Source organism: Streptococcus bouchesdurhonensis (genome assembly GCF_948472335.1).
Genome location: NZ_CAOKTW010000004.1, coordinates 283,555 through 298,501, shown reverse-complemented (window position 1 = coordinate 298,501; position 14,947 = coordinate 283,555). Strand labels below are relative to the sequence as shown.

9 protein-coding genes and 4 pseudogenes are annotated in these 14,947 nt (G+C 37.4%); 11 read left to right on the top strand and 2 right to left on the bottom strand.

Annotated features, from left to right (window positions below; translation table 11 throughout):
- The first annotated feature begins 12 nt into the window (after window positions 1-12).
- From QMQ21_RS09040 to QMQ21_RS08995, 10 genes and pseudogenes are all read left to right on the top strand, one after another.
- Entirely contained in the window at window positions 13-1,236 is a 1,224-nt protein-coding gene (locus QMQ21_RS09040; RefSeq protein WP_138707435.1) for an FtsW/RodA/SpoVE family cell cycle protein, read from the top strand.
- A gap of 10 nt (window positions 1,237-1,246) precedes the next feature.
- Window positions 1,247-1,801 carry a DJ-1 family glyoxalase III gene (locus tag QMQ21_RS09035; RefSeq protein WP_000241398.1) on the top strand — a complete coding sequence of 185 codons (555 nt, stop codon included), beginning with the start codon at window positions 1,247-1,249 and terminating at the stop codon, window positions 1,799-1,801.
- A gap of 84 nt (window positions 1,802-1,885) precedes the next feature.
- Entirely contained in the window at window positions 1,886-2,449 is a 564-nt protein-coding gene (locus tag QMQ21_RS09030; protein WP_162498517.1) for an HAD family hydrolase, read from the top strand.
- A gap of 14 nt (window positions 2,450-2,463) precedes the next feature.
- Window positions 2,464-4,410, top strand: coding sequence for a DNA topoisomerase (ATP-hydrolyzing) subunit B (gyrB, locus tag QMQ21_RS09025; protein ID WP_000134037.1), 1,947 nt, complete (start codon window positions 2,464-2,466; stop codon window positions 4,408-4,410).
- Between the two features lie 81 nt (window positions 4,411-4,491).
- Entirely contained in the window at window positions 4,492-6,219 is a 1,728-nt protein-coding gene (gene ezrA / locus QMQ21_RS09020) for a septation ring formation regulator EzrA (protein WP_138701837.1), read from the top strand.
- Between the two features lie 168 nt (window positions 6,220-6,387).
- Window positions 6,388-6,861 (top strand): IS200/IS605 family transposase, encoded by a 474-nt coding sequence (gene tnpA / locus QMQ21_RS09015; RefSeq protein ID WP_001140801.1) that lies wholly within the window; start codon window positions 6,388-6,390, stop codon window positions 6,859-6,861.
- A gap of 298 nt (window positions 6,862-7,159) precedes the next feature.
- A pseudogene (locus tag QMQ21_RS09010) lies at window positions 7,160-7,367 on the top strand (IS66 family transposase); the annotation flags it as partial.
- A gap of 469 nt (window positions 7,368-7,836) precedes the next feature.
- A pseudogene (locus tag QMQ21_RS09005) lies at window positions 7,837-12,248 on the top strand (S8 family serine peptidase).
- Window positions 12,249-12,328: 80 nt separating this feature from the next.
- Window positions 12,329-12,631 (top strand): LPXTG cell wall anchor domain-containing protein, encoded by a 303-nt coding sequence (locus QMQ21_RS09000; RefSeq protein WP_261814305.1) that lies wholly within the window; start codon window positions 12,329-12,331, stop codon window positions 12,629-12,631.
- A 209-nt stretch (window positions 12,632-12,840) separates the two neighbouring features.
- Window positions 12,841-13,701: pseudogene (locus tag QMQ21_RS08995) on the top strand (IS630 family transposase).
- A 193-nt stretch (window positions 13,702-13,894) separates the two neighbouring features.
- On the opposite strand, the gene QMQ21_RS08990 reads toward QMQ21_RS08995, so the two are convergent.
- The gene (locus tag QMQ21_RS08990) at window positions 13,895-14,194 is read right to left on the bottom strand and encodes a DUF1827 family protein (protein ID WP_138702259.1); all 300 of its coding nucleotides are present in this window, start codon (window positions 14,192-14,194) and stop codon (window positions 13,895-13,897) included.
- Between the two features lie 67 nt (window positions 14,195-14,261).
- Between QMQ21_RS08990 and QMQ21_RS08985 the strand changes: the two genes are divergently transcribed.
- A complete protein-coding gene (locus tag QMQ21_RS08985; RefSeq protein ID WP_023938216.1) occupies window positions 14,262-14,408 on the top strand; it encodes a hypothetical protein in 147 nt (48 codons plus the stop codon).
- Here QMQ21_RS08985 and QMQ21_RS08980 read toward each other — a convergent pair.
- Window positions 14,405-14,856: pseudogene (locus tag QMQ21_RS08980) on the bottom strand (NUDIX hydrolase). The gene QMQ21_RS08985 and the pseudogene QMQ21_RS08980 sit on opposite strands and share 4 nt — an antisense overlap.
- Window positions 14,857-14,947 lie beyond the last annotated feature (91 nt).

The following is a 14,947-nucleotide window of genomic DNA, read 5'->3' as shown; positions in this document are numbered from 1 at the left end:
AGGTTAGTATATATGAAACGTTCTCTCGACTCAAGAGTCGATTACAGTTTGCTCTTGCCAGTATTTTTTCTACTGGTCATCGGTGTGGTGGCTATCTATATAGCCGTTAGTCATGATTATCCCAATAATATTCTGCCCATTTTAGGGCAGCAGGTCGCCTGGATTGCCTTGGGGCTTGTGATTGGTTTTGTGGTCATGCTCTTTAATACAGAATTTCTTTGGAAGGTGACCCCCTTTCTATATATTTTAGGCTTGGGACTTATGATCTTGCCGATTGTCTTTTATAATCCAAGCTTAGTTGCATCAACGGGTGCCAAAAACTGGGTATCGGTAAATGGCATCACCTTGTTCCAACCGTCAGAATTTATGAAGATATCCTATATCCTCATGTTGGCTCGTGTTATTGTCCAATTTACAAAGAAACATAAGGAATGGAGACGCACGGTTCCGCTGGACTTTTTGTTAATTTTCTGGATGATTCTCTTTACCATTCCAGTCCTAGTTCTTTTAGCACTTCAAAGTGACTTGGGGACGGCTTTGGTTTTTGTAGCTATTTTCTCAGGAATCGTTTTATTATCAGGGGTTTCTTGGAAAATTATTATCCCAGTATTTGTGACTGCTGTAACAGGAGTTGCTGGTTTCTTAGCTATCTTTATTAGCAAGGACGGACGAGCTTTTCTTCACCAGATTGGAATGCCGACCTACCAAATTAATCGGATTCTGGCTTGGCTCAATCCCTTTGAGTTTGCCCAAACAACGACTTACCAGCAGGCTCAAGGGCAGATTGCTATTGGGAGTGGTGGCTTATTCGGCCAAGGTTTTAATACTTCAAATCTGCTTATTCCAGTTCGTGAGTCAGATATGATTTTCACGGTCATTGCAGAAGATTTTGGCTTTATTGGCTCTGTCCTGGTTATTGTCCTTTACCTCATGTTGATTTACCGTATGTTGAAGATTACTCTCAAATCAAATAACCAGTTCTACACCTATATTTCCACTGGTTTGATTATGATGTTGCTCTTCCACATTTTTGAAAATATCGGTGCTGTAACGGGCTTGCTTCCTTTGACCGGGATTCCACTGCCTTTCATTTCGCAAGGGGGATCAGCTATTATCAGTAATCTGATTGGTGTTGGTTTGCTTTTATCGATGAGTTACCAGACTAATCTAGCTGAAGAAAAGAGCGGAAAAGTCCCATTCAAACGGAAAAAGGTTGTATTAAAACAAATTAAATAAGGAGAAAATCATGGTAAAAGTAGCAGTTATGTTAGCTCAGGGCTTTGAAGAAATTGAAGCCTTGACAGTTGTAGATGTCTTGCGTCGAGCCAATATCACATGTGATATGGTTGGTTTTGAAGAGCAAGTAACGGGTTCGCATGCAATCCAAGTAAGAGCAGATCATGTCTTTGATGGAGATTTATCAGACTATGATATGATTGTTCTTCCTGGAGGTATGCCTGGTTCTGCACATTTACGTGATAATCAGACCTTGATTCAAGAATTGCAAAGCTTCGAGCAAGAAGGGAAGAAACTAGCAGCCATTTGTGCGGCACCAATTGCCCTCAATCAAGCAGAGATATTGAAAAATAAGCGATACACTTGTTATGACGGTGTTCAAGAGCAAATCCTTGATGGTCACTACGTCAAGGAAACAGTAGTGGTAGATGGTCAGTTGACAACCAGTCGGGGTCCTTCAACAGCCCTTGCCTTTGCCTACGAGTTGGTGGAGCAACTAGGAGGGGACGCAGAGAGTTTACGAACAGGAATGCTCTATCGAGATGTCTTTGGTAAAAATCAGTAAAACGGGAGTTATTCTCTCGTTTTTTATGTGGAAAACTCAGGGAAATCATCGCTTTTTTCATAAAAAAATGCTATAATGAAGGGTATGAAATATCACGATTACATCTGGGATTTAGGTGGAACTTTACTGGATAATTATGAAACTTCAACAGCTGCATTTGTTGAAACATTGGCACTGTATGGTATCACACAAGACTATGACAGTGTCTATCAAGCTTTAAAGGTTTCTACTCCTTTTGCGATTGAGACATTCGCTCCCAATTTAGAGAATTTTTTAGAAAAGTACAAGGAAAATGAAGCCAGAGAGCTTGAACACCCGATTTTATTTGAAGGAGTTTCTGACCTATTGGAAGACATTTTAAATCAAGGTGGCCGTCATTTTTTGGTCTCTCATCGAAATGATCAGGTTTTGGAAATTTTAGAAAAAACCTCTATAGCAGCTTATTTTACAGAAGTGGTGACTTCTAGCTCAGGCTTTAAGAGAAAGCCAAATCCCGAATCCATGCTTTATTTAAGAGAAAAGTATCAGATTAGCTCTGGTCTTGTCATTGGTGATCGGCCGATTGATATCGAAGCAGGTCAAGCTGCAGGACTTGATACCCACTTGTTTACCAGTATCGTGAATTTAAGACAAGTATTAGACATATAAGAAAAAGGAATAAGATGACAGAAGAAATCAAAAATCTGCAGGCACAGGATTATGATGCCAGTCAAATTCAAGTTTTAGAGGGCTTAGAGGCTGTTCGTATGCGTCCAGGGATGTACATTGGATCAACCTCAAAAGAAGGTCTTCACCATCTAGTCTGGGAAATTGTTGATAACTCAATTGACGAGGCCTTGGCAGGATTTGCCAGCCATATTCAAGTTTTTATTGAGCCAGATGATTCGATTACTGTTGTGGATGATGGGCGTGGTATCCCAGTCGATATTCAGGAAAAAACAGGCCGTCCTGCTGTTGAGACCGTCTTTACAGTCCTTCATGCTGGAGGAAAGTTCGGCGGTGGTGGATACAAGGTTTCAGGTGGTCTTCACGGGGTGGGGTCGTCAGTAGTTAATGCCCTTTCCACTCAATTAGACGTTCATGTCCATAAAAACGGTAAGATTCATTACCAAGAATACCGTCGTGGTCATGTTGTCGCAGATCTTGAAATAGTTGGAGATACGGATAAAACAGGAACAACTGTTCACTTCACACCGGACCCAAAAATCTTCACTGAAACAACAATCTTTGATTTTGATAAATTAAATAAACGGATTCAAGAGTTGGCCTTTCTAAATCGCGGTCTTCAAATTTCAATTACAGATAAGCGTGAAGGTTTGGAACAAACCAAGCATTATCATTATGAAGGTGGGATTGCTAGTTACGTTGAATATATCAACGAGAACAAGGATGTAATCTTTGATACACCAATCTATACAGACGGTGAGATGGATGATATCACAGTTGAGGTAGCCATGCAGTACACAACTGGTTACCATGAAAATGTCATGAGTTTCGCCAATAATATTCATACCCATGAAGGTGGAACGCATGAACAAGGTTTCCGTACAGCCTTGACACGTGTTATCAACGATTATGCTCGTAAGAATAAGTTACTGAAAGACAATGAAGATAATTTAACTGGGGAAGATGTCCGCGAAGGATTAACTGCAGTTATCTCAGTTAAACACCCAAATCCACAGTTTGAAGGACAAACCAAGACCAAATTGGGAAATAGCGAAGTGGTCAAGATTACCAATCGCCTCTTCAGTGAAGCCTTCTCCGATTTCCTCATGGAAAATCCACAGATTGCCAAGCGTATCGTGGAAAAAGGGATTTTGGCTGCCAAGGCTCGTGTGGCTGCCAAGCGTGCGCGTGAAGTCACTCGTAAAAAATCTGGTTTGGAAATTTCCAACCTTCCAGGGAAACTAGCAGACTGTTCTTCTAACAATCCTGCTGAAACAGAACTCTTCATCGTCGAAGGAGACTCAGCTGGTGGATCAGCCAAATCTGGTCGTAACCGTGAGTTTCAGGCTATCCTTCCAATTCGCGGTAAGATTTTGAACGTTGAAAAAGCAAGTATGGATAAGATTCTAGCTAACGAAGAAATTCGTAGTCTTTTCACAGCCATGGGAACAGGATTTGGCGCAGAATTTGATGTTTCGAAAGCCCGTTACCAAAAACTCGTTTTGATGACCGATGCCGATGTCGATGGAGCCCATATTCGTACCCTTCTTTTAACCTTGATTTATCGTTATATGAAACCAATCCTAGAAGCTGGTTATGTTTATATTGCCCAACCACCAATCTATGGTGTCAAGGTTGGAAGCGAGATTAAAGAATATATCCAGCCGGGTGCAGATCAAGAAATCAAACTCCAAGAAGCTTTAGCCCGTTATAGTGAAGGTCGTACCAAACCGACTATTCAGCGTTATAAGGGGCTAGGTGAAATGGACGATCATCAGCTGTGGGAAACAACCATGGATCCCGAACATCGCTTGATGGCTAGAGTTTCTGTAGATGATGCTGCAGAAGCAGATAAAATCTTTGATATGTTGATGGGGGATCGAGTAGAGCCTCGTCGTGAGTTTATCGAAGAAAATGCTGTCTATAGTACACTTGATGTCTAAAAAATAGGGAGAAGTAGTTCCCTTGGTCTAAAAAATATGATATAATCGTTACGATTGTTTCAAGTAAAAAAGGAGTTTGATATGTCTAATGGACAACTAATTTATTTAATGGTTGCAATTGCAGTCATTTTAGTTCTGGCTTATGTAGTGGCAATCTTTCTACGTAAGCGAAACGAGGGGAGATTAGAGGCGCTAGAAGAAAGAAAAGAAGAACTATACAATCTTCCAGTAAATGATGAAGTAGAAGCTGTAAAAAATATGCACTTGATTGGACAAAGTCAAGTGGCTTTCCGTGAATGGAATCAAAAATGGGTCGATTTATCTCTCAACTCTTTTGCCGATATTGAAAATAATCTCTTTGAAGCAGAAGGCTATAACCATTCATTTCGTTTTCTCAAGGCCAGTCATCAAATTGACCAAATTGAGAGTCAAATTACTTTGATTGAAGAAGATATTGCTGAAATTCGCAATGCTTTGGCAGACTTAGAGAAGCAAGAATCTAAAAATAGTGGTCGTGTTCTTCATGCTTTGGATTTATTTGAGGAACTTCAGCATAGAGTTGCTGAAAATTCAGAACAGTATGGTCAAGCCTTGGATGAAATTGAAAAACAATTAGAAAATATCCAATCTGAATTTTCACAATTTGTAACCTTGAATTCATCGGGTGACCCTGTGGAAGCCGCAGTGATTTTGGATAATACAGAAAATCACATTTTGGCCTTAAGTCATATTGTGGATCGTGTTCCAGCCTTGGTTACGACGCTTTCTACAGAATTGCCAGATCAATTACAGGATTTGGAAGCCGGTTATCGTAAACTAATTGATGCTAATTATCATTTTGTTGAAACGGATATTGAAGCACGTTTCCACTTGCTTTATGAAGCATTCAAGAAAAACCAAGAGAATATTCGCCAGTTGGAATTGGATAATGCCGAATATGAGAATGGACAGGCACAAGAGGAAATCAATGCTTTGTATGATATTTTTACTCGAGAAATTGCTGCTCAGAAAGTAGTGGAGAATCTACTTGTAACTCTTCCAACTTACCTTCAACATATGAAAGAGAATAATACTTTATTGGGAGAAGATATTGCACGTTTGAACAAGACCTATTTACTTCCTGAGACAGCTGCAAGCCATGTTCGTCGTATTCAGACAGAATTAGAGAATTTTGAGGCAGCTATTGTTGAGGTAACTTCAAATCAAGAAGAACCAACCCAAGCTTATTCAGTTCTTGAAGAAAATCTTGAGGATTTACAAACTCAACTAAAAGATATTGAAGATGAGCAAATTTCAGTTAGTGAGCGCCTGACACAAATTGAGAAAGATGATATCAATGCACGTCAAAAGGCCAATGTTTATGTCAATCGTCTCCATACTATCAAGCGATACATGGAAAAACGCAATCTGCCAGGTATTCCACAAACTTTCTTGAAGTTATTCTTTACGGCCAGCAATAATACCGAGGATTTAATGGTTGAGTTAGAACAGAAAATGATTAACATTGAATCTGTTACCCGAGTTCTTGAAATTGCAACGAATGATATGGAAGCTTTAGAAATGGAAACTTATAATATTGTACAATATGCAACCTTAACAGAGCAACTCTTGCAATATTCTAACCGCTATCGCTCATTTGATGAACGCATTCAAGAAGCATTTAACGAAGCTTTAGATATTTTTGAAAAAGAATTTGATTATCACGCTTCATTTGACAAGATTTCTCAAGCATTGGAAGTGGCAGAGCCTGGTGTAACCAATCGCTTTGTTACTTCATATGAGAAAACACGTGAAACGATTCGTTTTTAAAAAGCTTAGTTCATTCTAAGCTTTTTTCTTATGGCTTCAAGCCAGTTTTTCTCGTAGAGAAAAACAAGAAAACCACCAGCTATGCTGGTGGCTGACAAGGCTTCTAGCTTCCATTTATTTTTCCAAGTATAATCTAATTGTTCAGGTTAGATAAAGGAGGAAAAATAAATGGCTAAAACCAGTTACAGTTTATCACATACTAAATGGATGTGCAAATATCATATAGTTTTTACACCTAAGTATCGCCGTAAGGCGATATATTACAAAGTCAGGTCGGATTTGATAGATATTATTAAACATCTATGCGGTTGTCGTGGCGTGGAGATTATCGAAGGTCATATGATGCCAGACCATGTACACCTGCTTGTATTGATACCTCCCAAACTTTCGATTTCCGATTTTATGGGGTATCTCAAGAGCAAAAGTGCATTGATGATATTTGATAAGCACGCTAATTTAAAATATAAGTATGGAAATCGAAAGTTCTGGGCTAGGGGATACTATGTAAGTACCGTTGGACTAAACGAAAAGACCGTAGCTAAATATATTCGCGAGCAGGAAAAGAATGACATTGCACTCGATAAGCTGAGTGTAAAAGAATATGAAGATCCGTTTTCTGATGGCGGATTTAGAACAAGGTAAAAGCCCGTTGTGACGGGCATTAGTCAAGTAATATAGCACGACCTGAACGAAGTTCAGCGAGCGTCTTTAGACGCCGCTGGAGAGAAACGGCTTATAGTTTATGTACAAGCCACCCGTTTTCACGGGTGGTTATGACTTACTCAAAAGCCATGAGTTTACTTATTTATCATTGAAATTAATGCTTGGTTTTGATATTATTTAAATATGAAGAAAGATAGAACAAAGCGTGGTAGTCACGCTAAAATGGGACGGAGTAAAAGAGTCCAGTGGACTCTTTTAGCCTAAGCTAAATTTTAAAAAGCGAGGGTGGTTGTTTTCTCAAAGTTTTGAAGGAGCTAAAGCAAGAGCTATTATTATGAGCTTGTTGGAAACAGCTAAACGTCATCAATTACATAGCGAGAAATATCTATCCTATCTTCTAGAATATCTTCCAAACGAGGAAACTCTCGTAAAAAGAGGTTTTAGAGGCTTATTTACTATGGACTAAAGTTGTACAAGAAAGGTGAAAATAAGAAATCTCCAGATTAGGAACTATCGCTAAGTTCACTAATCTGGAGATTTTTCAATAGACTTCGTTATTGTACGGTTACGTTTGTCACAGTTCCTGAAATGCTTAATTCACGATTATAGTAAAATGAAATAAGAATAGGACAAATCGATCAGGACAGTCAAATCGATTTCTAACAATGTTTTAGAAGTAGAGGTGTACTATTCTAGTTTCAATCTACTATAAAAGCACATGAACTATTCTATGACCGTGATTAGTAAGGTTTTTGCTTAATGAGTAATTGAATGGAAAGTAATTATTTAATAAAGAAATTTAGTCTTGTATTAATCGAGATTAAATTTCTTTATGTTTAAATTACATGAGAAGAGTGATTAATATTACAATTTTGTTACAAAATAAGTTTTTGATAGAATTTTCAGATAATTTAGGATATAATACTTTTAATTTAAATAAAAAGGAGTGATTTTATGGGAGACTGCAAAGATTTTTGTCATAAAAAGTACCAAATAGCAACGATTTTTCTGCTATCGGTCTTTGCATGCAGATTTGCTTCAGTACAGGTTAGTGCTGCTGAGGGGAAATTTGAAACATCCAATCAAGTTACACATGCAGTAATAATTAATAAATTAGATGATTCACATAAGCTCGCACCGTCAGTCACGGCTGACAAGAATGCTCTAGATTCTTCTTCAAAGGAAAAAACAGAAGCGACAGCGTCAGTAAAACAAGATGATTCTATAGAATATAGAGATAATAAGTCAGACAAGAATGTAATCACACAGAAAGAAAAGACTGCTATAAAAAGTGAAGAGAAGAAGGAAGAATCAGCAGTAGAAAGAAGTTCTTCTTCCGAAAGTTCACAATCACAGTCGTTATCTCAAAGTGGACATAAAGAAAAGCCAAATAGTATCTCCAGTAATGAAATGATTACTGTCCCTAAAACATGGGAAGCAGGACACAAAGGGCAAGGAACTGTAGTCGCTGTTATAGATTCAGGCCTTGATTTGAATCATGAAGTTCTGCGTATTTCTGATCCGTCAAAGGCGAAATTTAAAAATCAGGATGATATCGAAAAAGCTAAAAAAGCTGCTTAGGTATTGACTATGGAAAATGGTACAGTGACAAAGTAGTATATGCTTATGATTACTTTGATGGAACTGATAATATAAAAGAGGCTGAAAAAGAGTCTCATGGAATGCACGTTACTGGTATTGTAGCTGGAAATCCAGTTAATAAAGCCCCGAATTCTGAGAAGGTTTATGGGGTGGCGCCAGAAGCTCAAATTATGTTTATGAGAGTTTTTTCAGATAGAGATAAAACTACAGCCTCTGCCCTCTATGTAAAAGCCGTTGATGACGCAGTTGCGTTAGGTGCGGATGTGATCAATATGAGTTTGGGTGCAGGTGCGGGTTCAACTGTAGATGCGGGTTCAGATATTATTGAAGCAGTAAAAAGAGCACGCACTAAAGGAGTATCTGTTGTTATTGCTGCTGGTAATAGCAATACTTTCGGTAGAGGTTTTTCACAACCATTAGCAGAAAATCCTGATTATGGTCTCGTCGGAAATCCCTCTACAGTAGAAGATTCAATTTCTGTTGCTTCGATTAATAATAAAATTCTAACTACTGAAGTCTTTGAAGTAAAAGGTTTAGAAAATGACGCTACCCTTGATTATGGTAAGTTTGATTTTAATAGACCTGAAACAGAAAAAGATTTTGAAAAAGGGAAAGAATACGAATATGTAGCAACGGGTATTGGTCGTGAAGAAGATTTTGCTAATATTGATGTAAGAGGTAAGTTAGCACTGATTCAACGTGGTAAAATCCATTTCTCTGATAAGATTAAAAATGCTCTTCAACACGGTGCAGCTGGAGTTTTAATTTATAACAACGTTGAAGGTGCAAATGTTAGTATGTCTGTTACAGGTGATGCTAAGAAAATCCCATCTGTCTTTATTTCAAAATATTATGGTGAAATTCTTAAGTCTGGTCAGTATAAAATTGTCTTTAATCACAAGATGGATAATCGTAAATCAGATGTTGCAGACCAATTGTCAGATTTTTCAAGTTGGGGAGTTACAACAGATGGACAATTGAAACCAGATGTTACTGCACCTGGTGGAAATATCTATTCATCATTTAACGACAATAGTTATGGAAGTATAAGTGGAACAAGTATGGCGGCCCCTCATGTAGCTGGTGTCGCAGCATTAGTCAAAGAATATTTAGCAAAGAAACATCCTGAATTATCAGCTAGTCAAATTTCAGAGATTGTAAAAGCTTTAATTATGTCTACTGCAAAACCACATTTTAATAAACAAACTGGAGCCTATACTTCTCCACGTCACCAAGGTGCTGGCGTAGTTGACACGATGGCGGCAACAAGCACAGATCTATTTGTAACAGGTGCAAATAATTATCCAAGTGTTACTCTTGGTAATGTTGGTGATAAATTTACCTTTGAAGTTACAATTCATAATATTTCGGATAAAGACCGAACATTGAAGATGATTGTAAATACAAATACGGACGAAGTTGAAGAAGGAAAATTCACTCTCCGTCCACGAAAACTAACTGAAACAGTTTGGCCCGAAGTAACTGTGAAAGCTCATAGTACGAAGACAGTAACAGTTAGTGTAGATACAAGTAAGTTTACTGAAGAACTTAGCAAAATAATGCCAAATGGTTATTTTCTAGAAGGATTTGTTAGATTTGTCAATCCTGCAGATGATGGTTCTGTTATTGGTTTACCATTTATGGGATTTAAGGGAGAATTCCAAAATCTACCTGCAATTGAAAAACCAATTTATCAATTGATTAAGGAAGGAAACAGTGGATTTTACTCTGAAATTGATAAAGATAATCCAGGAATTTCACCTTCAGACGATGCAACTTATTTAACAAGTTCTGAAAATGATGTAAATGTTTTAAAAGCAGAGCGTCAAGGAAATCGAGTGACTGTACTCGGAGTGAAACAAGATGATGAAGGAAAATACCATCTTCAATTAGATGAAAAGGGTAATGTTCGCCTTGCTATCTCGCCGAACGATGATGGTAATAAAGATTCTGTTCAATTTAAAACTCTTGTCTATAGAAACTTGGTAAATCTTCGTGCAACTGTTTATGATTCTTCGGATACAACACACAGTCAGCCTATTTGGCAAAGTCGTCCAACAGACCTTGTGAAAAATTATTTTGATGGCGATACTAGAAATCCAAGAAGTTACATTGTAGATAAAACAGCTTGGGGAGGACAGGATTCTAATGGAAATCGAGTCTCTGATGGAATTTATGACTATGTTATTAGTTATAAGCCAGATGTCCCTGGAGCTGAAGAACAATACACAATATTTAAAATTCAAATCGATACACAAAAACCTCTGATTACTTCGGGATATATTCGTTCTCAAAAAAATCAAGAACAATTTATAGCTCGTAAACCTCAGGATGTCGGAAATGGCGGAATTCTTCTAGAAAAAGTCTTTTATATTCGTCCTTCTGAAAATAGAGAGGAGGCAGATTCAGAAATCGAACAGTATCAGATTATCAAACAAAATGAAGATGGTAGTTATACACTTCCTAAGAACATTGATAAATCGAAAATCTTCTATTATGTGGAAGACTTTGCGGGAAATGTAGATTTTATATCTCTCAAAGATCTTGTAGGTGAAGAAAATAGTGGTCGTGTAAAAATTGCTATACTAAACAATAAAACCAATGATGAGATTGATACAACTTATGTTTATCGCATTAAAAATAGCGAAGGTCAATATGTAACCGTTGATAAGTCAAAAGATATTAATTTCTTGAAATTTGGACATTATGTTGCAGAAATTTTTAGCTATGATCGTACAGAGTTGAAATTTGTGAGTGCTCTATCTAAGGAATTTGATTTAACGAAAGAAAATAGTTTTCAAACTATTACCTTCTTGGCTAACAAAATGAAATATGCCCCAGTAACGGTTGGCTTTAATCAAGCTGTTCCTGGAACTACAATGATTACTTTAGTAGGTGAAGACGGTCAGAGTCAAGTCTTGCCAGCTGAAACATATGGTAAACATTCTTATGGTAAGAAAGTGGTTACTGGTGAATATAAAGTTCTTGTAAATCTGTCAAACGGTTATGAATTACTTGATAATCTTCAACCATTTAAAGTTCTGTTTGGTAAAAATAATGTTTTGTCACTTTCAGTTGTTTCTAAGTTAGCTCTGATTGCAGCTTTAAATAAACAAATGGAAGTAGTTAAAACTCCAAGATATTATAATACAAAACAGAATTTAAAAGAGATGTTTGAGCAAAGTGTCAAAGATGCGCAACTAGCATTGGGAAGTAAACTTAACCAAGATAAAATTGACCAAATTGTTAAGGCTTTAGAGTCTGCTATGCAAACATTGGATGGTAAGGAATCTGATATCACATCATTGAAGAATGCCATTAAAGCATATGCTGAGACAGTTAAAAAAGGTAAATATATAAATTCTGATCAAGAACGCAAAGGTCAATATGATCGTGAATTTAAACTCTTGGCATTATTAATTACAAAAGATTTGATAACTCAAGATGAAATTGACCGTCTGTTGACCACTTTCTTGCAAGCTCAAGACCAGCTGAATGGGAAAGAAACAGATTTTATGAGCCTAAAGAATGTTATCGAGGATGAAGTGAAGTTCCAAGAAAAAGATCCAAGATTTTTGACAGCTAGCAAAGAGGAGAAAGATGCATATCATCTTATTTTCAACAAAGCTAAGCTACTTTTGGAAAATGCAGAAGCTAGTCAAGAAGAAATTAATGAAGTAATCAAAGCTCTAAAAGAAACGGTTGTAAAACTTAAGGCTAATAAAGTAGAGATCCCAATCAAACCAGTTGTACCAGTTAAGTAGGTTGATCCAACTAAAGCAGTTGCACCAGTTAATCCAGTTATTCCAGCTAAACCAGTTGTAACGATCAAGCCATTTCTCAAGTGCAACCTGTTAAATTAGTAAGTCAAAATAGACAAGTCTCAACTATTAAGCCTTCAATTAGCAATGATAAAATTGAGAAAGCTACATCAATTACAATACATCATTCCAATATAGAAGCTAAGCATGAGAATAAAACACTAGCTGGAAGTGATCAACAAGTGCTTTTAGCTACAGTCATCAAAGAAGGAAAACAGTTACCAGCCACTGGTGAGAATAACATGATTTCTATTATGCTAAGTATTTCTGGAATTTCTCTCTTGTTGTCAGTTATTGGACTTGTAACTTTTTCAAAAAGTGAGTAGAGAATACAAGCTAAATTCCCAAAGTAAGTTCCACCGCTAGTAGAATTGGAAGTTAGTCTGAGAAAAATCATAAAAACCAGTGGAATTCCGTGTCAGGGTAAGTTCCACTGGTTTTACTCATGCTTGATTTCTATAGTAGTATCGTGAGCAAAAGGATTCAAATTATAGTATAGTTGCTTAGTTTCAAACAAGCATGTTATAATAAAGCTATGGCATATAGTACAGATTTTAAACAGCGAGCATTAGATTACATCAAAGAGGGGCACAGCCATGTCGAGGCAGCCAAGGTTTTTGATGTTGGCGTCAGAACTCTCTTCACGTGGGAAAAGAACTTACGTGAACAAGGACACTTAGAGAGGAAAAAGCGAGTCGTCAAAAACCGAAAGATTCCTTTAGAGGAATTGAAAGCCTTTGTAGAGGCTCATCCAGATGCTTTTTTACGGGAAATTGCGGCACATTTTAATTGTGCTGTCCCTTCAGTATGGGCAGCTTTAAAGCAGATGAAGGTCACTTCAAAAAAAGATGACGAGCTTTAAGGAACAAGACCCAGAGAAAGTCGCTGAGTTTCTTGATATTTTGGATAACCTAAACGATTTACCAATCGTATATATTGATGAAACAGGAATCGGCCGCTACCTCTATCGTCCTTATGCAGGGGCTCCTAGAGGGGAGAAAGTCTATGAAAAGATTAGCGGACTCGTTTTGAGCGAACTTCAATTGTTGCAGGACAAGTAGACGGAGAGTTTATAGCTCCCATGATTTACAAGAACAGCATGACAAGCGATTTCTTTGTGGAGTGGTTCAAAACGCAACTTCTACCTGCTTTGAAGACACCTCGTGTTATTATCATGGACAATGCTAGTTTTGATCCCAAGAACATTTTGGATGAACTCTGCATCCAAGATAAACACTTTTTCTTACCTCTACCGCCTTATTCACCAGATTTGAATCCTATTGAGCAAGCTTGGGCTATCTTGAAAAAGAAAGTGACGGATTTATTAAGGGAAGTTCCAACTATTTTTGAATGTTTGGAATGCTTTTTAAAACTAAATGACTATAAAATGAAATAAGAATAGGACAAATCGATCAGGACAGTCAAACCGATTTCTAACAATGTTTTAGAAGTAGAGGTGTACTATTATAGTTTCAATCTACTATATAAAAACGCATAATAGCGAGTGTACAGTGTACCTCAATACTATGCGTTTTATTGTGGGAAGACTTATTGGACTTTCGCTCAAGTAGAGTTTTTACTCAATTTCCTCACTGGATTGGGATTGAAATTCCAATTAATTTCTCTGAGTAGAGTGTCTTGATATTGGCTTCATCAATAGAGTCCTTATTAATTTTACGTTTCAAGAAAAATTCTTGAATGGTTTCGATTTCAGGCTCACGAATAGCACGGTGTTTGTTTGAGATGAGGATTTCATAGTGAAGCGGCGCTTGGGTAAAAATAACATCTGTATTCCCTGCAGAATAAACCTCAACAAGGGTTGCATCTGTACTTTCTAGCTGACTTTTTACAAGTTGCGAGTGTGAGTTTGTCGTATTGATAAGCTTCATAATATTTCCTCCGATTTTCTAATTCTATTATAGCACTTTTTGAATAAAGTCGCTTGATTTATACTCAATGAAAATCAAAGAGCGAACTAGGAAGCTAGCCGCAGGTTGCTCAAAACACAGTTTTGAGGTTGTAGATAAGACTGACGAAGTCAGTGACCATATCTACGGTCAGGCGACGCTGACGTGGTTTGAAGAGATTTTCGAAGAGTATTAGTCAATCTTATGCTGTTTTTTCCAAGATTGGATGGCCCATTTATGGCTACCACGTTTAAGATTTTGGATAGCCTCGTCAATAGGGAACCAGGCAATATGATTAAAGTCTTCTAGTGGATTTTGCACTTCTTTGAAAGAAGTCGCTTCATAGAGGTGGGCAGGATTGTAGTAGTAGGTATCACGATGACGAGAGTAGAAGTATTCATCAGCCTGTCCATAATAGGTACCAATTTCAGCTGTGAAACCAAGCTCTTCAATCAATTCACGCTTTAGGGCTTCCTGATGATTTTCACCTACTTCAATTTCGCCACCTGGTAGGAACCAAGCGCCATTAGGTGCTTGAACAAGAACAATTTGTTTTTGTTTAGCGTCAGGGATAACTGCATACACTCCATAGCGTGCAACATAGTCTGTATTTGCTTTTTTTCTCCGAAAGTTGGGTTTGCCATTGCATTTTCCTCATTATCTAGTATCTTTATTATTATCATAATGGACAAAGGCAGAGCTGTCAAGAACTTATAGTTATTTTAGTAAAAAGAG